The 24,205-nt window shown below is 46.2% G+C and carries 22 protein-coding genes; 3 read left to right on the forward strand and 19 right to left on the reverse strand.

The genetic code is table 11. From position 1 onward, the window contains the following. Window positions 1-32: 32 nt before the first annotated feature. Genes ABL924_RS06605 through trbB form a run of 14 tightly spaced genes read right to left on the reverse strand, consistent with a single transcriptional unit; the run spans window position 33 to window position 12,464 of the window. On the reverse strand, window positions 33-1,247 hold the full coding sequence (locus ABL924_RS06605; RefSeq protein ID WP_349026283.1) for a DUF1173 domain-containing protein: 1,215 nt from the start codon (window positions 1,245-1,247) through the stop codon (window positions 33-35). A 4-nt stretch (window positions 1,248-1,251) separates the two neighbouring features. Then, window positions 1,252-1,890 (reverse strand): muramidase, encoded by a 639-nt coding sequence (locus ABL924_RS06610; protein WP_349026284.1) that lies wholly within the window; start codon window positions 1,888-1,890, stop codon window positions 1,252-1,254. Then, complete coding sequence (gene trbL / locus ABL924_RS06615) at window positions 1,883-3,349, reverse strand: P-type conjugative transfer protein TrbL (protein WP_349026285.1); 1,467 nt, start codon at window positions 3,347-3,349, stop codon at window positions 1,883-1,885. The genes ABL924_RS06610 and trbL overlap by 8 nt, the downstream gene beginning before the upstream one ends. Before the next feature lie 8 nt (window positions 3,350-3,357). Beyond that, on the reverse strand, window positions 3,358-3,699 hold the full coding sequence (locus tag ABL924_RS06620) for a hypothetical protein (RefSeq protein WP_349026286.1): 342 nt from the start codon (window positions 3,697-3,699) through the stop codon (window positions 3,358-3,360). Between the two features lie 4 nt (window positions 3,700-3,703). After that, entirely contained in the window at window positions 3,704-3,910 is a 207-nt protein-coding gene (locus tag ABL924_RS06625) for a hypothetical protein (protein WP_349026287.1), read from the reverse strand. 4 nt (window positions 3,911-3,914) lie between these two features. Further along, window positions 3,915-4,694 carry a P-type conjugative transfer protein TrbJ gene (gene trbJ, locus ABL924_RS06630; RefSeq protein ID WP_349026288.1) on the reverse strand — a complete coding sequence of 260 codons (780 nt, stop codon included), beginning with the start codon at window positions 4,692-4,694 and terminating at the stop codon, window positions 3,915-3,917. Window positions 4,695-4,698: 4 nt separating this feature from the next. After that, window positions 4,699-6,042 carry a TrbI/VirB10 family protein gene (locus ABL924_RS06635; protein WP_349026289.1) on the reverse strand — a complete coding sequence of 448 codons (1,344 nt, stop codon included), beginning with the start codon at window positions 6,040-6,042 and terminating at the stop codon, window positions 4,699-4,701. Then, on the reverse strand, window positions 6,039-6,467 hold the full coding sequence (locus ABL924_RS06640; protein ID WP_349026290.1) for a hypothetical protein: 429 nt from the start codon (window positions 6,465-6,467) through the stop codon (window positions 6,039-6,041). The genes ABL924_RS06635 and ABL924_RS06640 overlap by 4 nt, the downstream gene beginning before the upstream one ends. A 2-nt stretch (window positions 6,468-6,469) precedes the next feature. After that, complete coding sequence (gene trbG / locus ABL924_RS06645) at window positions 6,470-7,402, reverse strand: P-type conjugative transfer protein TrbG (RefSeq protein ID WP_349026291.1); 933 nt, start codon at window positions 7,400-7,402, stop codon at window positions 6,470-6,472. Beyond that, entirely contained in the window at window positions 7,402-8,139 is a 738-nt protein-coding gene (locus ABL924_RS06650) for a VirB8/TrbF family protein (RefSeq protein ID WP_349026292.1), read from the reverse strand. Before ABL924_RS06650 ends, trbG begins: the two co-directional genes overlap by 1 nt. Then, a complete protein-coding gene (locus ABL924_RS06655; RefSeq protein WP_349026293.1) occupies window positions 8,136-10,703 on the reverse strand; it encodes a VirB4 family type IV secretion/conjugal transfer ATPase in 2,568 nt (855 codons plus the stop codon). Before ABL924_RS06655 ends, ABL924_RS06650 begins: the two co-directional genes overlap by 4 nt. After that, window positions 10,700-11,011, reverse strand: coding sequence for a conjugal transfer protein TrbD (locus ABL924_RS06660; RefSeq protein WP_349026294.1), 312 nt, complete (start codon window positions 11,009-11,011; stop codon window positions 10,700-10,702). Before ABL924_RS06660 ends, ABL924_RS06655 begins: the two co-directional genes overlap by 4 nt. Then, a complete protein-coding gene (locus ABL924_RS06665; RefSeq protein WP_349026295.1) occupies window positions 11,002-11,448 on the reverse strand; it encodes a TrbC/VirB2 family protein in 447 nt (148 codons plus the stop codon). Before ABL924_RS06665 ends, ABL924_RS06660 begins: the two co-directional genes overlap by 10 nt. A gap of 23 nt (window positions 11,449-11,471) precedes the next feature. Next, window positions 11,472-12,464 carry a P-type conjugative transfer ATPase TrbB gene (trbB, locus tag ABL924_RS06670; RefSeq protein WP_349026296.1) on the reverse strand — a complete coding sequence of 331 codons (993 nt, stop codon included), beginning with the start codon at window positions 12,462-12,464 and terminating at the stop codon, window positions 11,472-11,474. Window positions 12,465-12,670: 206 nt separating this feature from the next. Here trbB and ABL924_RS06675 point away from each other — a divergent pair, with 206 nt between their 5' ends. Genes ABL924_RS06675 through ABL924_RS06685 form a run of 3 tightly spaced genes read left to right on the forward strand, consistent with a single transcriptional unit; the run spans window position 12,671 to window position 15,970 of the window. Beyond that, the gene (locus tag ABL924_RS06675; RefSeq protein WP_349026297.1) at window positions 12,671-13,609 is read left to right on the forward strand and encodes a hypothetical protein; all 939 of its coding nucleotides are present in this window, start codon (window positions 12,671-12,673) and stop codon (window positions 13,607-13,609) included. After that, the gene (locus ABL924_RS06680; RefSeq protein WP_349026298.1) at window positions 13,590-14,462 is read left to right on the forward strand and encodes a hypothetical protein; all 873 of its coding nucleotides are present in this window, start codon (window positions 13,590-13,592) and stop codon (window positions 14,460-14,462) included. The genes ABL924_RS06675 and ABL924_RS06680 overlap by 20 nt, the downstream gene beginning before the upstream one ends. Then, window positions 14,459-15,970, forward strand: coding sequence for an ATP-binding protein (locus ABL924_RS06685; protein WP_349026299.1), 1,512 nt, complete (start codon window positions 14,459-14,461; stop codon window positions 15,968-15,970). The genes ABL924_RS06680 and ABL924_RS06685 overlap by 4 nt, the downstream gene beginning before the upstream one ends. Window positions 15,971-16,386: 416 nt before the next feature. On the opposite strand, the gene ABL924_RS06690 is transcribed toward ABL924_RS06685, so the two are convergent. The 5 genes from ABL924_RS06690 to ABL924_RS06710 form a co-directional block, all read right to left on the reverse strand. Beyond that, window positions 16,387-18,723, reverse strand: coding sequence for a S8 family peptidase (locus ABL924_RS06690; protein ID WP_349026300.1), 2,337 nt, complete (start codon window positions 18,721-18,723; stop codon window positions 16,387-16,389). A 6-nt stretch (window positions 18,724-18,729) separates the two neighbouring features. After that, a complete protein-coding gene (locus ABL924_RS06695; RefSeq protein ID WP_349026301.1) occupies window positions 18,730-19,728 on the reverse strand; it encodes an AAA family ATPase in 999 nt (332 codons plus the stop codon). 415 nt (window positions 19,729-20,143) lie between these two features. Then, window positions 20,144-21,124: a response regulator gene (locus ABL924_RS06700; RefSeq protein ID WP_349026302.1), complete on the reverse strand. Its 981-nt coding sequence runs from the start codon at window positions 21,122-21,124 to the stop codon at window positions 20,144-20,146. A gap of 82 nt (window positions 21,125-21,206) precedes the next feature. Beyond that, window positions 21,207-22,574 (reverse strand): cytochrome P450, encoded by a 1,368-nt coding sequence (locus ABL924_RS06705; RefSeq protein ID WP_349026303.1) that lies wholly within the window; start codon window positions 22,572-22,574, stop codon window positions 21,207-21,209. Further along, window positions 22,562-24,205: TonB-dependent receptor (locus tag ABL924_RS06710; RefSeq protein WP_349026304.1), on the reverse strand; the 1,644-nt coding region annotated here is incomplete at its 5' end. The genes ABL924_RS06705 and ABL924_RS06710, both read right to left, overlap by 13 nt.

Consider the following 24,205-nt stretch of genomic DNA (forward strand, 5'->3'; position numbering starts at 1 on the left):
TGACCTATCGACCTGACTGTCAAACGTCAATTTCAATTCAATGAATTTAGTTGAAATGGAAACTTGGGCAACACATCATGCCCAGCATCCCAGAGCCAAGTATTAATGTCGCTGTTGCCGATTAACTCACTTAGATCATGCCTATAAATTTCAGTGGCTGATGCAGGGCAGATAAACAATGCGGTTATACTCTTGTCCTTACCGGACAAGAGTACGCTTGCCGTAGGAACAGTTGACGGCAAGTTATACCGCAAACATTTGATAAAGCGCTGGTTGGCTTGCGTCAATGAATTGATCAACCTAAGTTCATCGGCATTGTCATAGGGTATCCAGTTTTCAGTCACCATCATCAAGGCGATTTCTTCAAAGGAAGGAATGCCAGAATCATTGATCCCAAACGTCCCGATAACCATCAAATGCCCGTTTTCATTGGCCGACCATAACTCAAGTTCAACATTGAATCGCTTACACACGCGGTGATAAATGTCATCGTTCAACATAATAGGAAAATCCGGCAAGTGCTTGACAACCATTTTGTAGCCAAATCGAGCCGAAGTGATTTCTTTCACCTCGCCCACCATAAGCATAAGCTGCTTATATTTATTGTCACCGTTTCTTAACGAATGGATGCCGGCAAGCCGTCTTTGGGTTAGTTCGTCTTTCTGGTCAAGCTTAAAAGTTTCAGGGATATAAAGTAGGGTATCTAGCGAAACATTTTTGGCTGTTTTATCCTTGGCTGCTTCATAAAGGTATTTACGGATGACATACCAATTCCGTTTACCAGCCATACCGGATGACCATTTATTGAATCCGGCCTGTTCCCACAGGTAATGCAACGTGCCCCGCAAGCTCAGTTTGTTGCCGTCGGTCTTGACGCTGCCCTTTTCCTCGCCATTGCCGGTGGGGATTGTCCGAGTCGGGCCTTTCGACAAGGAGAACCCGAACTTGAGCGCTGTCAGGCCATCCGCGCTATTTTCCTTAATGGCCGATCCCAACACTTGGCCTAAGCCCGACAAGCCTACTGGTATTTCGTAAGAGCCGCACTCAAGGTCGTGGTCGCTGCCCGTGTTGGGCATACGCTTGACAATCAAATGGCCGTTCACCTGGGCGATATACATCGCAACGGGTGGTTGTTTACAGGTGCATAATGGTCGTACCTTTTGGGGATAGGCCGTTTTCAAGGATGCTTGGAAGTCTTTGTCGTCCAAAGATATTTTCTTGCCCTGAATGATGTATTGCACTGCCATCCGGTTACCATCCTGCAGTGGCTGGTGTTTCCCCAAACCAGCCACGTTGTTTGAATTGGAGCGGATAGGCATTAAGCTTGTCGAAGCCTTTGACCCTTATCGGTGCAGAATAGGCCGAGAATTGTTGTCGGTATTGGGTGGATTTCCCTTGTTTAAACGGCTTTGCCGATTGTGGTGGCAAATGAACTAATAATTCAGGCGCAGTTTGCTTGGCGTCTGAACGGTCGGCAATTTTGGCCGCCCGTCGAATGAGTTTTAAGCGATAGGTGCTATTGTAGTAAGGTGTCCTGGAGTGGTAATTTGCGGCGCGTTGCCAGATGTCGCCCTTGTCATATTGGAGATGGCCAGCAAGCCGCCATGCAGCCAATAAATAGGGGTAACAGCCTTTGGCCAAGACATGGTGTTCGCGGATGCCGTATTTCCGTAAATCCATTAGTGAAACCGTGTTGATTTGCATTGTCCCATAATCATACGTACCATTGTTGTTGCGTACTTTTTGTCCCGGCTTTCCGCCTTCCTGTTCTGCCACTGCCAGCAAGACCAAGGGAGGGATTTGGTAATGGTTCGCCGCTTGGATTGAACATTCAATCCGTTCTTCTTGGTAATGTGCTGGAATATCCGCTTGCATGGCTTGTTTACCCAATTTTCGTCTTTTTATCCCGGAAAGTAGCGACTTCAGCATTAAAGTCAGGAATTTCTTTGCTGGTTTTCATGCCTCCACGTTGTTGTGCTAATGCCCCCGGATTGACAATCGCCGTCGCCAATTTGCCGCCAAAGGTGTTTTCACGGATATTCTGCTTTGTTTGGGCGATTTTATCTTTCGCCAACTCGCCAATACCCCTGGCCAGGGCTTTGCCCATCGATTCACCGCCGCCTTTTTGGCTGGAAACTGATGAAGACGGGCTTGAACTACTGGCTTGTTGTTCAGTCTGGTTTTCACTGGAAGTTAATGGGCTTGTGTTTCCAATACCACCGATGCTGCCGACCGCATCCCCCATCGCCGATGCGAGTGAGTTGCTGCCTGAATTATTGGTATTGCTTCCGCTATTTCCTAACATGGATGACGTGTTGGAAGCAGTTTGGTTATCTCCGCTTGAACTCTTCATGGCTGCTTGAATTGCCATAACGCCACCTGACATCGATTGTGCTGTTGAAATAGCTGCTTGGGCGGCTTGGTTTGCAACCGCTGCGGCTGTTGCGGCACCGGCCAGCAATGCGCCCGTTCCTGCTTGCCCAATATGGCCAGTATTGATATGCCCAGTGACGATGGAAGACACCATCGTTGGCACTTTATTCGCCAAGCTATACAAGGCAATGGTGGCCAGCAGGATAACGCCCAGTTCTTTTAATACTACCTCAGCAGATAAGGTATTGATTAAATCACTCAAGAAAGTTTGACCAATGCCGACAATTAAGATCATGACCATCAACTGCGTACCCACCATCAACACATTCTTATAGAAAGCAATGGCAATATCGGAAGTCCACCGTGAACCGCCAAAGCCTAAAAAGAATATTCCGGCATACGCCAAAATCCAGCCTGCGATTGTGAGCAACATCATGTTGACAGCAATCAAGCCGAACAACGCCAAAATGACCAAGGCAATCCCGGTGGCGACGATGGCCTGCGCCATCGACCCGATTGAGAAATCCGTGGCATCGATTATTTTGGTAAAAAAATCCAGTGCCATATTGATGACTGTTCCCGGTGTTACCACACTGGAAACATGTGCGGCTTCACCAGCAATCCCTTTCAAGGAATCGATAAATGCCATTGCCATCTGTGGGCCGTTGTCCAGCAACCATAAATAAAACCCGGTGAAACCCAAAAAGCGGATCAATTCAACAAAGAAATCTGAAATGTCGGCTTTTTTAAGGGCCAATATGCCAAATGTCCATACCATACTGATGAGCGTCAAACCCCAAAATAATTGGTAGGCGTGTTTTTTGATCGTGCTTTCCCAGCCAGTTGCCGCCGTTTGGTATTTGGCCATCACTTGATTAAAAGCATCGGCATCCAGTGCAGCGGCAGACACCTCATTGGCTACCATTAGCGATAGGCATAACACCAAAATAATACCGACGTTTTTTCTGCTTGGCATGTTTTCACCTAGTACCCGGTCGCCTTTGCGGGTTTGTAAGCACCTTGTTTAAACTTTTTCATTTTGGAGGCGGGTATTTTATTGGGCTCAGGGTGGGTAGCGGCCAATTTAGCAAGCAATGTACTTTGCTCTGCTTGCGTGGCCTGGATGCTTTTTAGAATAGAGATAAGCTGTTCTATCTCCTGACCTGTCTGATGCTTGTTTACTTCATTGCTTACTAACTGGTTCAAAACTATTTGGGTTTCTGCCTGTTGACGATAAACGACGGCTAGCCCGCACATAACCAGGCTTAACAAGACAATAATGGCGGCTTTCAATTTATGCTGGATGATGATGGATAAGAAGTTCATGGCACTAATAACCAATTTCCTTTGCGGGTTTGTAAGTCCCGCTTTTGAATTTATCCATCTTGGTTTTTTGTTCTGTAGCTACATGGTGTTGCAAAAGGTTTTGTTCACCTTTCTGGTTAATCACAATCACCAAGACGGCTAGAATTAAAACCAGCAGCACAACAATGCTGGCCATTCGGTTTTGACGAAATAATAGGATGATAGTTTTCATAACATTAATACCCCGTTTCTTTGGCAGGCATGTATTTGCCGCTCTTAAACTTTTCCTCCAAGGCCATCGCCCTGGCTTCCTTGTCGTTCTGGACTTCCATTTGGGTAGCCAAGGCATTTTGTTGTGCTAACAATAGTCCCCGAATTTGGAGCAATTGGTTAGTTTGTTCGCTGGCCAGTTCGTTGGCGGCTTGCAGGACTTGTAAACGGCCTGTCGATGATTGGGCGGCTTGTTGCAATTCCTGCAAATGTTCAGAGTCTTTTTGCAGGGTTTGTTGTTGCAAGTCAATACCCCTGAAGAGCGCATCGTTCGCCTTTTTTCTCGAATCCGAGCTTAAGCGATCGCTTTCAGCTAGGCTGGCACGGTCGGTAGCCGTGCAGGTGTTGCTGCCAATACAGGGCAAGTTCCGGTAATAGTCAATTGTCTGGAATTTACCTAGGAAGCTATCGAAACTGCCCAGTTGGTTTTTATAAGTGTCAATGGTATTGGTCACGCCCAATAATTGCGACAGCGTACCTTGGGCATCGTCCCAATTAAAATGGGTAAGTTGCTTGGTGTTTTGCACCATGTCGTCAAGTTGCTGCTTTGCAGTCATCAATTCGCGTAGCTGGGTGGTGTATTGCTCGACCTGCTTGAGTTCCTGGGTCACCTCCGATATTGCGGCAGTAATGTTTTGGGCAAAGTTGCTCGGGTCGTAGACAATATCGCCCACACCAAAAATAGCGCGTACCGGCATTGTCAGGGTGACAGTAATCAGGAATAGCAATAGCTGTAAGGTTTTCATCAGTTCACTCCTGTAACGAATAATCAAAAGCCTGGTATGGCTTGGTGAAGTTGAGGTCTTTGGTGACCACCACGTTAAAGCGGAAGCCAGGGCGGATTTGAAGGGTTGGGGCAATATCCAGGTTTTTGGCGATCATTTGTGCGGTGACTTGCCCCAATTGCTGGCCTAAGGCTTGGTTCAAAGCACCAGCGGTGGTTTGTTGATTGTAATATTGGCCATTATTGCCACCAGCGTTGTTGCCGTTTAACTGTGACAGGGAAGTAGCCGCAATAACCGCAGACATTAGGAAGGCCGAACCGAAAGTGCGGACAAAATGATGGTTGGTTTGGTCGTTAAAGCCTGAATAGCCTGAACTGTCAGCCCCCGGCATCGCACCAATATCGAGGGCTTTGCCGTCTGGAAAAATAATACGTTGCCAAGCAACCATCAACCTTTCTTGACCATAGGTGACATCACTGTCATAGCTGCCCACTAACCTTGAACCCAAAGGGATCAATAAAAAGCGTCCAGTAGCCGTGTCATAGACATTTTGCCCTACTTGCGCCACGATTTGGCCGGGACTGTCGGAATTAATGCCGCCTATTAAAGTACCAGGGATCACAAAACCGGCGCGTACTTCATAGCGTGATTCGGGTGGTTCGAGTTGCGACGACGACTTCCAACGATTAAAACCATCTACATTGTCGAAAGTTCGATAGCTATCATTATTAGCAAGTCCTTGTCCGGTTACCGTTGGGATGATTCCAGCGGACTTTAAGTTGGCAATGGTTTGTTTATAACGTTCGATGGGGTCTCGTGATAAAACGCTGTTATTGTCTATCTCGTTTTTCAAACCGTCGAGTTGTTCTGCTAAGGTATTCTCAACTTTATGAGTTTCAACGGAAGCTATTGGTACGACTGATTTTGAACTAATTGCCGTCTTGGTTTGCTCAAGTTTGGCGCTACGAAGCCCTTGCAGTTCAGCTTCCAATGCTGCCTGTTTTTCATCTTTGAAAGGAACGTCATTAGGTGTGGGCGGAAAAGGTTGGGCTTGGTTTCCCTTTGATTTTGGCAGCGGCAGTTGTTCCGGCATGACGAGCGTCGGCTTGGCGGAGGGGATAAAACCGGCTCGATGATTGCCAATTATTTGGCTTGCTTGCTCAGTGGATTCGCTGGGATGTTCTTGGTCAACTTTTTCCTGCCGTAATTGATTCTGGCTGCGATGGTACATAACCAACATCATCGTTAAAACAAACACAACCGAAACCGCAATAATAATGTATAAAGGCACGTTATTGACTCGGCGAACGCCAGCCCCTACTTCAAGGTCGTCGTCCAGCCCGAAATCATCAGAAAGGTTGTCGTTCATCTGCGATAAGACCAATAGTTAGGTTTGCCTAAATCATTCGCATCGTACAGGCGGCTCAGTTGTTCATCGCCAATATTCAGCGTCAAGCGGTAATAGCCGTACTGCGAGACATCCGTTAGGGCATCCAGGACGTAGGATAGTTGTTTGCCACCAGAATTATGGTTAGCGGCATCCTCGGTTTCATGCAACGCATAACCACTGTTACGAAGTTGGGTTTTAAACCGTTTGTTAAATACATTCCCCTCACCCGATTCCAGCACAAAATGGGTTTGTGCGGGGGGATATAAAGTTGCCAGTTGTCCGGTAGCGTCTTTGGCTATGGTTGTGAATGCGGTTTCAGGCAAGGGTAGCACGAGAGATTGATTAGCACAGGCCGAGAGCAACAATAGGTACAAAGCATTCGCGGTTATTAACATAGGCTTCATGGCTAATGCTCCCGTTCAATAGTGATCTTATCCTGGTCGCTGCCTACGCCAGCCACCAAGATAACCTTATCGGGCAGGCCATCGACGATATAACGGTTCGACTGCACCCGGTAATTGACCAGGACTTGCTCATCATCGGTAAACAGGCCACTTTTCTCACGGATCGCCAATAACGTCGGGGCTTCGGTTTGTGCCATCGTTTCCGGCATTTGGATGACCGTTTTTACGCCATCGTTAAAAACCCGAACCGGTTTCCAAGCCGTATCGCCGCTAACGCTGTAGCCAAAGTTAAGGTTGCCCAGGTATTCGCCGGTTTCTGGCAGGGTTTGCTGATCTTTTGTTTTTTCTGCCCTTTGGTGCAAATGTTTCCATTTCTCCAGGGCCTCTTCCGGGTAAATAAACGATATTTGTGCCATGTATTCGCTCCGGTGTGAGCGTAGCTGGATGTTATAAGTCCTGCGGTCAGTGGTGACGACCATGTTGGTATTGAGATTTATGGCCAAGGGTTTAACAATAATATGCTGGATTTCATTGATTCCATGACCAGCTACGGCTGGTTCTAATAACCATCTTGCGGTATCGCCCATATTCACCCCGGAAATCTGTTCGCCCGGTTGTAAGGCAATATCACAAACCTGGAGTACCGCGCAAACGACCCGGGGTTGGCTTGCCCCGAACACAAACTGGATAAAACCCTGTTTTCCCTGGCTTGGGGCGACACCGTGGTGTTTGCCAGGATTTCGCCATTGATTACCTATCTCTAAGGCTTGTTTTTCCAGGGGCGACAGCACCGGGTTTTTCTCCCCTAGATAGACATCAGGCAGGTTGCCGTAGTCGTTAACAATGTCCGATGGTAGTGGCGGTAGTCCTGGGCTTTGGGCTTGAGCAGTTAACGAAAGTGCATACAAAGCCATAAAGAAAGGCATTTTGACCATTAAGATTGCCCTCCTAATTGTTTGCTCCAGGAAAAATCCTTGATATAAATCCCTAATGGATTCTTAAAGAGCTGTTCCTCAGTCGTTTCAGGTGTCGGTGCGACCAGGTAGACGGTAATGAGCGCCCGCCATTTTTCCGGCGGTTTGGCTTCAGAACCTTGGCGGTCACGGGTGGTTTCCGTCCAATCGAGTTGCCAGGTTTCTTCGCTCAAGGGGAGCGCCGAATCAATTTGTACCGACACCGTTTCCTTTTGCGCCCGCACAAAGGGCGTGGACTTGTCAGTGCCGTTGTACCACTGGTTCATCTTTTCCATGGCGGGATCGCTTCGGGTGATCGAGGCATAGACACGATAAATGGCATCGGTCTGGAGCTGGGCATCCGGGGTCACCATCCGGGCATCGCTGACCAGGGATGCCAGCCTTGACCGGATGACCAATTGCTTATTAGCATCGTTCAGGCCTTCGGCAGACCCGATAGCCAATGGTTGCCCCAGTTTATCGACCTCGATAATATGCGGCACAAATTTGGTCTGGCTACCGATATAAATAATCCCGCCCACCCCCGCCAAACCCACCAACAAGGCCAATAATGCCAGCAGGATAATAGTTTGCCGTTCGACAGCAAGGGATATAAGGTTATCGTTCCAAGATCGTCGGGCATTGAAATAAGGGTTGTCGGTCAGCTTTTCCCTGGTGATGGTGGGTGAGGTTAACGGTTTTTTTGTAAAATAGTTCATGGGGTAACCTCCCGGATAGATAACAACTGTTGATGGCTTACGTTTTTACGCGCCAACCACTCATCAATCCATTGGTCGCCATGTTTGGCTTCCAGTTGCTTGATCGTAGCCACGGATTCTTTATCGGATGAACCCACAAACGCCAAGGCGAATGAACCCAGAGCCAAGTCATAAAGGCGACGACCTGATTCTGAAACATAGTAATACTGCCTTTTGGGGATAGCTGTTGCCAGGATTTCAATTTGGCGGTTGTTCAAGCCCATGCGCCGGTATAAGGCGCTGGTATCCTCGTCCCTGGCATAGAGGTTAGGCAAAAATAGCTTAGTTGCCGTCGCTTCCAGGATATTATCGAGGATGCCAGAGTTGGCGGCATCGCTTAAACTCTGCGTTGCCATCAACACCAGACAGTTGGCTTTCCGCATGACTTTAAGCCATTCCTGGATTTTGTTCCGGAAGACTGGATGTCCCAACATGATCCAGGCTTCATCCAGGAGTATAACGGCAGGCTGACCGGTCAGGCTTTTTTCAATACGGCGGAATAGATACAGCAACACAGGCAAGGCAGTGCGGTCACCTAAACTCAGCAAGGTTTCTATTTCAAAAACAGTGAGGTCAGACAACTCCAGCCCATCAGATTCGGCATCCAGGAGAGTTCCCATGCTGCCGTCGACCATATATTGCGCCATGGCAGAGCGGATTTTCTCATCCTGGATCGTCACCGTAAATTCGGACAGGGTTTTAGAGCCGCTCTGGTGCATGTTGAGGATCGCCAGGGCAATTTCGTTACGTTGGTCGGGGGTGGTATCGACACCGTTTAACGCTAATAAATTGTCTATCCATTCCATCGCCCACGCCCGGTCACTTTTGCTGTCGAGGAATTGCAGGGGGCAGAAGGATAATGACTCGTCATCGGAGGCGATATCGAAATGCTTGCCGCTATTGCCACGGGTGACCGCCCGGATAGCCGCTGTAAGCGGATACAACGACATACTCTTATCGAAGGCATAGATCGTCATGCCTTGATAACGGCGCAATTGCGCCACCAACAAGGCCAAATGGGTCGATTTGCCTGAACCGGTAGGGCCGAACATGATGGTGTGGCCGACATCCCTGACATGGAGGTTTAACCTGAACGGGGTTGAACCGTGGGTGACACAGGACATCAACGGCGGTGAACTGGGCGGGTACAGCGGGCAGGGGCACGTATTAAGCCCCGTCCAGATTGAACTGCTCGGCATCAAGTCGGCGAGGTTCAGGGAATTGACGATGGGTCTGCGGACATTTTCCACGGCATGACCGGGCAAACTGCCGAAAAAGGCATCCATCGCATTGATGCTTTCGATCCGTGCCGAAAAGCCCAATTTATTGATGAGTTTTTCGACGATGCGCTGGTCTTTTAGCAGTTGCCCACGGTCTTCGTTCATCAAGACCACCACACTGGTATAGTAGCCTTGCCCTACCAAGCCGCTGTTGGTCTCGCCGATGGCGGCTTCGGCATCGGCCACCATCGCGGCGGCATCCTGGTCAATATGGCCGGAATTGAGGTTAAACACCTGGTCAAAAAAGCCACGCACCTTCTGCCGCCATTTCTTGCGGTATTTTTCCAGGTGGGCGACGGCTTCATGGCCATCCATAAAGATAAACCGGCTCGACCAGCGGTATTCGGAGTTGATTTCGGTCAGGGCATTCAACATGCCGGGGGTGGAATCAAAGGGAAAACCGTCAATCGCGACAACGCCTATAAAGTGTATGCCGATTTTGGGGATGACCCCCATCCAGCACTCCTTGCCGCCAATCAGCTTGTCCAGGTAAATTGGGTTTTTGGGCAATTGGATCGGGTGGCTGAGTCCGGTCACGCAATAGTGCAGCCAGCGCAGGAAATCATGTTCAATACTAATACTGCCATCCTCTTGCACTTGCGACCTGCCTTTGAGCCGATCTAATGAAAATGCCAGGGACAACCGCGATTCCAGGCTTTCGCACTCATGCCGGAAGGACTTGATTAAATCCTGGGTTAATGCGGATTTATCGGTTTTTTTGTTGTCGTCGTCAAACATCAGTTCGACAAACTTCTGTTGCGCCAATAAAGGCGGAAAATAGGTTGCCGTCAGCACAAAGTAACCTTCATACATTGTGCCGATGCTTTCAAACAGGCGGCGGCGTTCTTCATCGATGGCTTCGGTTATAAGATCCGGGAAATGCGAGGCCGCTTTGTCCGAATAGTTAGTTGCGACACGACGGACGGCATCAATATGTAACACCCAACCGTTGCCGAGCTTGGCTAACGCGGTATTAATACGAAGCCTAACAGACTCTTTTTGTTCGTCCGTGCTGCTGCCCGCATCGGCGCATTGGAAAATCCAGGCCATCATAAACGAGCCGTTTTTACAAACTACTACGTCGTCAGCGACCAAGGCCGAGTACATTAACAGGTCGGCAAGTCCGGCTTCCTTGGAACGGTGCCGTTTTAAGCTGGCTTGGTTGTTCAAGTCGAAGACTTGCTTGCCCAAGGTTGCCAGGAATACTAACCCTAATGCCGCGATGCCAATAATGAGCGGGATCATCGGTAACATCTCCCCTGGCTGTCGGTGTTGTCACGGAACGGGGTGCTTTGGGGCGGGTAAAAGCGTTTGTACAGGCGATGTCGCAAATACACCCAGCGCAGCTTGGGATCAGCCTTAGCCATGAGCCGAAGTGCAAAGATCGCCCCGAACCAGATAAACGTCCCCACAAAAAATGCCGTCCATTCTTGGGCGGTGATGATGAGAGCAAAGGCGCATAAGCCGGAAAACATCACCATTTCCCGGTCACCGCCAAGAAATAAGTTATCGCGGTTGCCGCTTTTTCGGATTGGGATAGGATTTAGAGCCATGACACCTTACCTTCAAAACCAGGGCAAAAAAGCGGCGTTGCGTCACCAGGGGGACGGGACAACAACGCCTGAGGTAGCACTGGCCTGCTTAAAAGGGGTGGTGGGGTAATTTCTGCACCGGCTTGTAAGGTACGTAAGGTATTGTCGGCGGCAACAATCAGTGCAGTGACCAAAACAATAAAGATTAGCGTTCGGAAAAAACCATTCAAATCCCCACCGAAGATCAGAATGCCGCCGGAGACGATAATGCCGATCAATGAAAGGGTATAGGCAACAGGACCAGAGGTTGATGCCCGTAAATTATCCAACCAAGCCACATAGGGCATGGGTTTTGCGCCACCAGCAGTACTGGCGAGGGCTTCCGGTAAATACGATACTGAAAATACCAGTAAGATTAACAAGACAACCAGCTTTATGTTTAACGATAGGAATAGCATATTCTGCTTACCTCCTGAAGGATTTAAGGCTCACATAGGGTTCTGATCCGGTACTGGCTACCGTCGTAGCCTGAGATTTCAATGATTTCCGTGATTTTGCGTCCTTTCGGGGTCTTGGCAATATGGATAATCAGGTGCATGGCCTCGCCGATCAAGGGTTCTATTGGCCTAGGCGAATCCGGGTTCATGCTGATCAGCATCGCCAACCGGATCAACCCGGCTCTGGCATTATTGGCATGTAGGGTTGCCGCCCCACCTTCATGGCCGGTGTTCCAGGCCATCAACAGGTCTAACGCCTCAGCCCCGCGCACCTCGCCAACTAAAATACGGTCAGGCCGCATCCTGAGCGTGGTTTTTAACAACATCGCCATGTTGACATCGAAAGTGGTGTGGAACTGTACAAAGTTGGTTGCCGAACATTGTATTTCGCCGGTATCTTCGATGATGACGATGCGTTCTGACGGGTCATGAACCACCATCGCCTGGATGATGGCATTAATGAGGGTGGTCTTGCCAGACCCCGTACCGCCCGTGACCAGAATATTGCGATGATCTTTAATGGCAGTTTGAATACCCTCCGCCTGTTGCTGCGTCATGATGTCCTGAGCAACATAATCCGCCAACGAAAAAATGGCCGATGCGCCGATGCGGATGGCAAAGACCGGTTCGGGGACAACCGGCGGTAAGGAGCCTGCAAAACGCGGCAGCGACCGGGAGGCAGTTTGGATGGGGAGTTCGCCTTCGATGACGGGTTTCAGTCGGGTGACTTCTTTGCTATGGTAACCAGAGACGGTCTTGATAATAGCTTCAGTCTGGGAGGGGGCAAGTGTGCCGATGCAGGCCATCGGCAAGCCCAGTTGCTCTTGCCAGATGTTGCCGTCGGCGTTCACCATCACCTCGATGGTTTTGGGTTCGCGCAAGGCTTTCAGGATGACCGGGCCCAAGTCCCGCTCCAGTTTGACAATGACCCTGTCTTTATATCCCGGTTCTGATCCTACAAGGGAAAGTTCAGTCATGGTGTAAACTCCCAATTAGCGCCGTGAAGTTGCTCACTTCGGGTAAAAATTGCTAAAGTTGAATGCTTAGCTGTTAAAATACCACAACAGTTTGTAAAAATAAAGCATTATTTACATTAAGTTACAATAACAAATAATAATATATTAATAATAACAATATAATCAATTGGATATAATCATAAGTAAACGTAAAATTAATGCGTAATATGAAAACACTTTATTATTCCCCTGATACGGATTATTCTTTAGTTGAGATGACCTATACCGAGTGGGTTGAAGCCAAAGAACCTTTATTTTTTGAGCAGATAGCAGACCAGGATGACAACCATTGGTTGTTCCTACAACAAACGACTTGCCTATCACCCTATTCACACCTGGTTTCATTAATGAAGGTGGACGATGAATTGTATAAATATGACGGTAAAACCCGAAAAGCCCTATGGCAATCCGGTAGGTTGCAAGCACCAGAAACCTTAAAAGCCCAAATATTCGTAATAACTTCGGCTGATTTTACTGCCTTAAATACCGAGGCACAGGCTAACCGACTTCAGACCCTACCAATCAATGAAATCATCCAAGGGATTTATCAGGAATTGGGCTTGGAGTTTACCTCCGAACGCATCAAGAGCGGCTTTATCTATGAAGCACTCAACATTGCCTTACGAGGAAGGCCGCGAGCCTTGCAGGACAAACGGTTGAGCCATGAACGGGAAGACATCGATCTCAAGAAAGCCATCAAGCTGTTCAGTAACGAATTAATGTTCATTGATAGCTTAAACCCAAAGCCCGATATTTTTGTCACTGGCGTGTTGGCGGGTGCGTTAATTATGTTGGGAACACATCGGGACTTAAAGGAGTATTTTACCCGTGTAAATAACCGGCAAGGTGAACGCAAACCCGGAGTGGAAGACCCCGTTGCCGGGTTGATAAGGACAATTGAACGCCATCGTATTGATGACCGGGCGATGCCGTCATTGTTGTCGATTGAACTATGCCGGAAAACCATCCAATCCATCACCCTTTGGGAAGAAGGCTATGATTCGCCTTTGTTTTGGCGCAGGAAATTGGTGACAGGAATAGACCATATGCCTTATATCCGGGAAATGAAACGGGCAAAGCATATTGATGGCCAAAGGGATTTATAAACTCTTCTTACTTTTCTTATTTGGTATTTGTTTCATCGCTCATGCCAAAGAACCGCTTGTCCTGATCGCCTACCCTGCGGTCGAAGAACCGCTGCACAGCATTTACGCTTCAGTCATCAAAGGCATTGAAAAAAAAGTCAGCCACACCGAACACCTTGAAGTGCCGGAGGGCACCAAAAACCTTCAAGGCGACCTTGAACGAAACCACCCCGATAAAATAATTGCACTCGGCAAGCGGGTCGCCGATGCCACCCTAAAAACCACCTACCGGAAACAAACCTTGGTCGGCATGGTGTATTCCAATCCTGACGAATCTCCCGGTGTTAGCTTAGCTTTAGATAGCCAAGGGTTAGCTAAACGATTATCCCAATTAGCCCCCTTTATAAAAAAAGTCTATGCCGTCCAAGAAAGCAGCCATCCGGCAATAACACTTCATTCTGCTGATATGCCAATCACTACCCCGCCGATCATCATCAAGGAAGGCGGCGATATGGTCAGCACTATCCGATTGCTTGGTCAGTTAGTGGAACAGGATGCCACGAACAGCGATGCCATCCTTGTTCCGGCAAATTTACCGGGCAACATTCTGTTCGAAATAACCAAAATTGCCTGGGATCGAAAAATCATCCTGCTCTCCACCAATTTATCGCACCTGGAAAGTGGTGTGTTGATGGTGTTTTATCCTGACGAAGAAAAGTTAGGTGAGCAACTTGGCAGCCTAGCCACTTGCAGCAAACCCGGTTTCGAAAACCTTCAATCGGTCAATGCAGGCTTAAACCAGCGGGTTGCCCAGCATCTTAATATTGGGATTGAAGCATCCGTGCTGAATCAATTTTCGGTAAAGTTAAAATGAATGCACTCAACCAGCTTGACTTACGGCAACGCTATAACCTGATCGTTTTTATTACCTTAGGCGTTGCCGGTTGCCTGTTAATGTTATGTTTATATCTTGCCATTGAAAACTATGCCAACGAGTACACCAACCACTATTGGCAGGAGCATACCGGCATCTTTGCTCATTCGGTTGAATACAGTGTCACCTTGGGCGCAAAAACAAAGTCTGAGGCCATTGCCAATAGCTTTGCTGCCGACAAGAACGTGCTAAAAGCGGCTATTTACACCAACCAACAAGCTTTATTAGCCGACTCTGGCAACAATGTTGATTGTAAAACCAGCAAGCAAGCATTCACCCGGCCATTTGTAGTTGAAGCAAACAACCATTGGTGTTTTTATGAGCCTGTTTACCAAGATAGCCCAACCGGAGGCTATGAACAAAAATCGGCAGATACAAAATCAACACCGCCCCTGTACTTAGGCTATGTCGAATTGGTGGTATCCAAAACCGAATTGACGACCTTGTTACATCAAATCCTGGCAGTGTCCGGCATAATCGTTTTCGTGTTTTTGGTCATTATATTCAATGGCGTGAAGCGATTTTCCGGAACATTCACTCAACCCTTGGTTGAAATTATAAGGGAGCTGGACAGTTTTGCTCATGGCAATCCAGGAGGTCGTGTTTCATTCTCCGGTTCGAGCGAACTCACAGCGATGGGCGAAACTTTTAACGACATGCTATCTCGTATCGAGATGAACGAGCGGATTTTGGAACAGAAAATTGCCGACCGTACCAGTGAGCTTAAGGTTGCCCTCGCAAACAGCGAGGCCGCCAACCAATACAAAACCCAAATCGTGGCGACCGTCTCCCATGAAATGAAAACGCCACTGCACATCATTCAAAATTGTTTGGCGACATCATTAGAGGCGTTACCAGAAACCTCCGAAAATGAACTGATGCGGGAATTTCATCAACGGGCATTGATGAGGACTGCCGATTTGAATAACCTGATCAACAACATTCTACTCCAGGGTAAATTGGAAGCGAAAAGCGTTGCGGTTAAACTCATGCCTTTGGATATACTTCCGTTAATGCAAGCGTGTGCGGATAAGATAAGCCCCTACTTGCTACGTAAAAACAATGGGCTTAAGCTAAGAGACAAGGAATGTTCGATTATCTCTGATGCGGAATTGTTAAGCCACATCGTCAATAACCTGTTAAGTAATGCCTGCAAGTTTACTGTTGATGGTGAAATCACTTTGGATTGGTGGCTGGACGAATCTGGGCTGACCCTACAGGTGGCCGATACCGGCTGCGGGATACCTGAACAGTTCCACGACAAGATATTTGATTCGTTCTGGCAGGTCGATATGAGCATGAGTCGCAAATATGGTGGGACAGGACTTGGGCTTACGGTTACTAAGCAGTTTGTCGAATTATTAGGAGGCGATATTTCAGTTGCTTCTTGTGAGGGGAAAGGCAGTGTTTTTATGGTCAAAATTCCGAATTGCATGTTCAGAAAGTGACAGTAGTTTGAACCAATCGCAATGGGACGGTACTTAACATCGTTTTGCATCACAATGTACCGTATTCTGCAAAAGTGGTACTTTGGCAGCTATGTTGTAACTACACCCATTCAATAGCTACCGTTAGTATATATAATTGAAATAAAACATATATTTAATTAATATATACAATGTGTAACATTTGTGTAAGTTCATGAAAATTTTTTAACAGCTAAAAACCTGCGTATTGCAATTAGATTTCAACTAGTTAAGGAGCACTTGAATACTCACTGTGCGACTATTTTTATATTATTGCATCATTACTGTTAAACTTGTCCACCAAATGGATATTCCTAAGTCCTTTGACCGATAAACGACGCATCTCGCTTAAGCTTTTCTAGCCATAAACAACCGACCATTTCTTTTGAAAGGCTCTACTACACTTTTGCTCTAGCCCGTTGACGCTGTTGCAAACGGTTTTGAATTTGGCTGTATAGTTTAGCTTGTTGATTCTCACGGTCACGTAAGCAAACTACAAGCGAGTACTCCTCGGTGGTTTTTGTTTCAGTCTCACCCCAGGGGTAATCATTTCTGGTAACGACAACAAACAACTTTTCGTTTTTTAATTTGGAATTACTGTTGAACTGTTTGAATTGCCAATTGGCAGCCTGAACTGTGCCTTTACTTCTAAGACTTCTGCTAATACTAGCACCTGATAATTCAGGGATATTTTCAAAATTTTCTTTGCTAGTTGCTTTGTTGAACATTTTGACCGCATGGCTAAGGTCGGGAGCTGTGACTAAACGGTAATCCAAACGCATAGCTTTGTAAGTGACACGCGTTGACCTTACCGGAGGGGTATGTGCTAGACTGACAGCTATTTCGCGGTTTCTTCTGCCTGACGAAATAAAATCATCAGGTAACAACAATTCGTAAAAGTGGTGACGCTTGTTTTCAATTTTTCCTTCGGCAATCAAGGTAACTTCATTTTCCAATGATTTAAGCAATGCTCGCACATCAACAAAACCGTACCCCAATACTTTTCTTACTGAATCATCATCTTCAAAAATTTCTGATGACGAATTCGGTATTGTTGCATGGGCTACTAGCAAAGCCCGTATTAAATTAGAGCTGGCATCAGGATGTTCTGATAAGATTTTTCCAGCCAAATGAGTAATATGTGGCGCAGCAAAACTAGTACCGCATTTTAGTCCCAACAGATAACCTTGAGCGAAATTGAGATTGGTCGATAGCTCGCCGAGACCTTGATCGTGAATATGATTTGCACCGTTCCTTACATTTAATACCCAATTTCCACCAAAGGCTACCAGTTCAGGCTTTATAGCCCCACCAACAGTTGGGCCATGCCTCGTAAATGGAGAAGGCTGGTTTATTTTAGCTATAGGTAATTCAGCAGGGTCATAAGTATAACGCAGAGCATTAAAACTGGCCTCCCAACGCGCTAAACTACCCACAGTTATTGCGTTAATCGCTGTGGCGGGATCGATTATCGACCAATCATCATGAATTAAATACTTTGGATAGTCTTGTCTCCAAGCTAGGCCATCAAGCTGGCTAGGCAATACATTGCCAGCCGAAACGACAAATAAAACACCCAATTCACGCGACAGCCTATCCAATGTAAATGCCAAGCCGCGAACATGTCCACTACGATAAGGTTTTCTGCTATCACCAAAAGATAGATTAAAAACACGGCAACTGTATTCGGAGACAAAATAACGGACAGCAGCGTCTATATGGTTTTCAATCAGGCCGTCATTTTCGTTATTGCTATCTAAAATACGCCCACTAAAAAGACGCAATTCAGGAATGAATGAGCCAGTTTCTATAGATTTTTCCAAATCACCGTAGAGTGCAATACCAGCGACGTGCGTACCATGACCACTTTCATCAGCAGCCATATGACCCGGTAAAAAACTTTGGGCATCACCTACCGCAGACCCCAGCAATGGATGTCCACTCGCAAGCCCACTATCAAGAACCACAACACCAGATGCCGAAGGTGGCGGTGACTGAATAATTGGGAATTGTTGAATATCTGGGGCGAGATGTTCTATATTAATGCCAAAACGCGGAGGTAAATCAATAAGCCGTACATCCCGATGTCGAAGTAGCTTTTCAGCCTGAGCACGGTCACAACGGACACGATAGATAGTCAGCCCAGACTGTTTAACGCTGTCAGGAAATTCGATACCATTTTCTTTCAGCCAAGACTCAAACTTACTCCAAAGCTGCTGGCGTTCTTGGGGATTGTCCTCAATCGGCCACAGTTCAATGTCGAGATAGAATGTGTCTGTTTCAGGAAACCCTTCCTGCCTTAATGACCAACCAGTCCTATCGTCAGAAGTCCAACCGCTCATGCCCTTTAAGGCATAATAGACTTGCTTGTTGGTGATGCTCTCACCTTTTCCCATTGATGCCAAAATGGCTTCAAACGACTGTAAAGCTGATTGGCTAACAAACGCCACCACAACTTCGTCGTCCTCTTGACTAACAAATTCTATTTCTCGTGAAATTTTTTTTAATTCGTCGGGATTAAAGCCTTTATCCACTAGGAAACGTAATAACCTGCGGTCATCGAAACCACCAATATCCTGATCGGTTTGTCGTATAGTTTCCTTAAGCTTCAAACCCAGATCCCTGCCATGAGCTGACGGATCTGCTGGTGGTTGAGGTGGAAAATAATTTCCTGGTCTTTTCTCGGTTATTGGTTCTTCACGCTGTAATGGTAAATGTGGATAACTCGATGTCATGAAAACCTATTCCTGTTTAGCAACCCGATTCCTTCTTGCATCCTCACGGCGGATAGCGGATTGAATATGCCGCTCGGTCAAAAACTCTTTACCCGATAAGACTTTTTCTTTGATAGCACGACGTAAAACTCGTTCGACATCAGCATGTGACATGCCTTTAAACAATCCAGAAATTTTACTGCTATCGATGTCGAACTCTCTGCGTACACCTTTAAGTTTGATAGTAAGTAAGCGTTTAAGCTGTTCCAAATTAGGGGCTTCAAACACTAACACTTCGTCAAAGCGTCGCCAAATTGCGGAATCGAGCATCCCTTCGTGATTGGTGGCAGCGATTAGCAAGCTTTTACCATCATAAGCATCCAACATTTGTAGAAATGCATTAACAACACGTTTTAACTCACCATGTTCAGCACTGTCAGCTCGCTCTTTTGCTAAAGCATCAAATTCGTCGAATAAGACAACCATAGGGACGGATGCTATAAAATCGAAAACTTTACGCAGATTTGCCGCAGTTTCCCCCAAAAAGGAAGACACAACGCTATCAATCCGGACAATTGCCAAAGGTAAGCCTAATTCGCTTGCAACAACTTCCGCAGATAAGGTTTTGCCGCACCCAGGAGGCCCACAGAAAAGCAGCCTGTCGGCAGGAAATAAGCCATTAGATTTAAGAATTTCTAAACGATGATGCTCTTCCAAAATCTCATCAAGTAACGAGCGATTTTCATCGGACAAAATAACATCGTCAATACTGCGTAGGGGTTCTTTTATCTGTAAAAGAGCCAAACCACGCTCTTTGTCTTCAGGCAATTTCGAAAATATAAGACGCTTTGGTTGTTCCAAAGCGTTACGCCGACCATACAGAATTTTTTCCAAATCATTGGCAAGTAAATGGTGTTGCTTATCCCGCTCTTCCTGAATAACTTTTTCCGAAACACGACGAAAAGATTCTGAATCACCCTCAGAACCAGACTTTATAAGTTGTCTTAACAATGCACCTGAAGCCATATCCCCACCATTATCCTCAAGTTATTTCAGCTATAAATAATATCCACGTTAAATTTTAGCTGATTTCACATATATAGTAACCGCAATAATCAAAGCCGATCTTAATCGGGATCGACAGTATTCGACCGAGGACAAACATTAAATATAGGAGAACCACTTTAACTCATTTAAAACTAACTGGTAACTGCTTTCTATTTAGAACGCATGAATTGATTTTAACCGTAACTCGGTATTTCCAAGGTTTTCAGTTTTTTGAGTAAAGAAATTGTATTGTGTTCAGTAGCAACCTATTAATCTAGTTGACTTTTGTCTATCCGACGCTATCGTACGTAACAAAATATGGCTGTATACAAGATATATTACATACGATGAACACGGTCAATGCAGTTTCAAAATCAGCAATCAATCGTGGATTTTAATCGCAACTGTGGCTGTTTTGAGCTCTATATTCATCCGTAACTTGTAACTTAAGCATATAGTCATCGGATAGATTGCAAGGATGGACTGCCTTTATAGCTGTCATGATTTGTTCAGTTTTTTCATCATCATTATGCGTAATGGCTTTGTCAAGCTGCCAAAATAAAGTCCCTAATGATTCTAATTTAGCTCTTAAGTAATGGGTTTGGTAAATTAGTTTTGCCCGGTTCAGAATAGTCCGGCAATGTACTTTTAGGTCGGCCATCGTATAGGGTTTACAAAGGTATTCGCTTGCGCCATTCAGTAAAAATTCTTTGTGATTGTCGGGTTTATCGTGTCCGGTAATGATGATAATCGGTTGGTTTTCATCAATCTCCATGATTTTTTCAAGTACGATGTCACCCATCATGACAGGCAACATCAAGTCCAATAAAACCAGTTCATGGCGTTTATTTTCCCAAAGCTTGTAACCGGTTAGTCCGTCATACGCAATCTCAACTTCATACTCGTCTTTAAGTGAGTGACAGGCAAAAAAGGCGGCATCTTCGTCATCATCAATAATCAGCAATCTGTTTTTACAAGAATTTTCGCGTCCACGCCGGTATCCGGCTATTTCATTCTGGGCATGGGCGGCTGTTAAGGTCTCTCCAAGATGTTCCAATGCAACGACTTTAAATGAATGCTCCTTGGCCAAGATCGGTGGAATATCGGTCTCGCAGCTTTCCTCCAGTAAATAAATCGGCAAGCTGTGCGCGGAAAATTGTGCTGAGTTGACCAGTTTGGACAATTGCCAGATGTCCGCGCCATCAATACAGTATTGGGTAATAATAAAATGATAGCTATCGGTTTTCAGTTCGTTGAGGAGATCATCAACGGTGCTGACAACGGTTATGTCATCGCTGTTGATGCCCAATTTGGATAAACTTTTTTGTATGGCTTTTGTAGTTCTTGAAAAACTGGATGCGACGAGTAATTTCATTGTCTTTACTCCATGATGGGTTAAATTCTGCTTTTGATTAACAATATGGGTCTAGCATTTAGGAAGATGATCATATCGAACATTATTGATGAATTTGGCATAACGGCGTTATTGACATAACCAGATCACGCGCCGGTTTAAGGGTGACACTGATGGCTTCATTAATGTCGGCATCGGTTTTAAAAGCAAATTCTCGTAATAGGGTGACAATAACACTCATCATTTCAAGTTCGGCAAAATGACGACCAAGACAATTATGTAAGCCGCTGCCGAACGGAAAAAAAGCATATTTGCTGCGTCCTACATTTGCTTGTGAGTTTAAAAAATGCTCCGGGTAAAATTCGTTGGGGCGTTCCCAGAACTCGGCATGGCGATGGGTGACGTATAAGCTGAGAATGATTGTTGTACCTTTTCTTATGTTATATCCGCCTACAAAAATATCGTCGACAGCTTGGGTTGTAATGCCCCCTGATGGCGGATAAAGGCGTAGCGTTTCGTTGAGAGCTGCTTTGGTGACAATGAGCTTTTCAAGGTTGGACGGGGTTAATGCATCATCCTTAAATTTTATGATTTCGGCAGTCACTTGCTTATGCACATCCTCATGTTTACCCAACAAATAAAAAAACCAGGCCAATGTGTTAATCGTGGTGTCTTGACCAGCGAAAAATAAATTAACCGCTTCATCGTGCAGCAATGCTTGGGTCATGGTGTAGCCAGACTTACTGTCGGTGGCTTGCATCATCTGTGAAATAAGATCGTGGCCAAGATTCCCGCGCTTTTGCACTATTTCTTGGCTGACAAAATCAGCCAGTTTTGCAACGGCAGCTTCGTAACGCCTTTTTTTGATGGGCATCAACCACATTAATTTCCCGCCGCTTATTATCTGGGTAACCAGTTGCGGCAATAGGTTTTGGCTAATGGTTTCGACCGTGCGTATCATCTCTTCGCTATTGGGGATCGTATCGGCGGAACGCCCCATGAGTGCCTTGATTACGATCCGTTGCACCAATCTTTTAATTTCATAAGAAAGGTTAATTTCGGCAGGCACTGTAGCTTTAAGCCTTTCTCTAGTGGTTTCAGCCTCGCTTTTAAAAATAGCTTGCCATTGGCTCACCGCTTCCTTGGTGAACAAATGTTGCATTATCCGCCTTTGCTTAACCCAGGTATCAGCCTTGCTATTGAACAAGCTATCGGCAAAGAACGATCTTTTTGCCTCATAAAGAAAATCTCTGTTGAGTAAGCCTTTAGCTTCCTGAATAAAAATCTCTTCTATGTAATCTGGGTGGCAAACACACAGAATTTTTTTGCCGAAAAAACTGGCTAAGACTAAATCGCCGTGCGTTTGGTGTATGTTAATTAATGCTTCGTGCGGTCTTCTGATTGATTCCAGAAAAGGAACAATAATGGATTGTTCCTTAAGCTGTTTGAGGTGGGTACTTAAAACGACCACTTGATTTGCCCTAATACTGAACGGTCATTGACCGGTAAGTCACCCGGCAAAAGTGTTGGTGCAACACTGGGTTCTTTGGCGTTTGTTCCGAATATGTTGTTAACCCTTAAGGTGAACTCAACTGGCTTGGCAATCTTGGTTGACAGGGTAACTCCCGCAATAAAGTAATTGCCAAGGTTTGGCCTTGGGTCATTGGCTGGGCGTTTCCTTTCGCCCACCCAACTCAGTTGGCTACCAATCACCCAGTCTTTGGCAAACTCCCAGTCGATGAGTGCTTTTGCCATGTGTTCCGGCAAGAGGCCGGTATTATTACTGTTACTTACGCCATGATAGCTGTAGTTCAAGGATATATTTAAATTGTCATTGTAGGTAAATCGCCCTTCCAATTCAACGCCAACCCCGTTAATCTTGCTTGCGTTAGAAAACGCGGTAGGGAATGGTTGCACTGTCGTCACTATGGATTGGCTGGCTGAGGTTATCAGGTTGTCCAATTGAAACCAATAGGCATTCGCAGAGGTAGTCAGTTGTGCTGACCATTTATTTTCGACCTGAAACTCAACGGTATCCATGATTTCCGGTTTAAGAATGGTCGTTGAGGTGGCGGTCAGGTTTTTTTCTAAAAATGAGGGTGGCCGAAATGCACGGCTATAGAGCAGCTTGGTGGTCAGGTTATTGGTAGCATTCCACACTAACGAAATTCGTGGGCTGAAACCATCAGCCGTATCCGAGTAAAAATCGTATCGTAACCCTGTCGTCAGATAAAAATCGGTTGCAAAATTCCATTCGTCTTGGAATAGTGCGTAAAAATTGGTGCGGTTTCTTGATTTTAAGTTTGGGTCAATCGTTATTGCAGACAGTTCTGTAAAGGGAATTTGTTGGATAAAACCAGGCGTAATGAGATAGTTGAGCTTATCGCTGATATTGTTGATCCAATTGTAAATGATACCGGTTCCCAAGGTGACGTTGTGATCTTTTACGCCAGTGTAATTAAATTGGGTGGTTACGCCCGTGGTTCCCTGGAAATTCGTGGTTTGTACTTTTGCGCCTTGGGGCAACAACCCGCCTAATGTCCCTGGCGGCAATAAGCCCCAATTCCAACTTGTATCTTGGCCTACGAAATAAGCTTTTGATTCTAACGCCAAGTCATTGGTGAATTTATGGTTAGCCGATAAATCAATGTTGTAAACATCTTCGTTGGTCGTGCCTGATTTATCGAGTGCGAGTGCCGCACCTTGCCCAGTATGGACATCATTAAAGCGTTGGTAGCCAAGCCTTAGCCGAAGCCAGTCCTTATAGGCCACGTCCATTCTGGCATCAATGTCATCCCGGCCATTGTTGGTAAATCCAGGTGCATTGGAGACTTGTGTTCCAAACTGATTATCCAAGAATGACTGGGCATCGCGCTCAATCAATCCTCGGCTGCCATTGGTTGTGCCGCCTTGCGCGGAAAATGAATATTCCCAATCGTCTGTTTTCTGGCCAACTTGCGCCCAGCCTTCGTAGGTGTCATCGCTACCCAAAAAGCTACCGACGCTGCCGCCTTTAAGCTCTTTGCCGGTTTTAAGGATAATATTAATGACCCCCGTGGTGGCATCGCCACCATAAAGCATGGAGCCTGGCCCCCTAATGAC

This window comes from Methyloglobulus sp., from assembly GCF_040079455.1.
Classification (GTDB): domain Bacteria; phylum Pseudomonadota; class Gammaproteobacteria; order Methylococcales; family Methylomonadaceae; genus Methyloglobulus.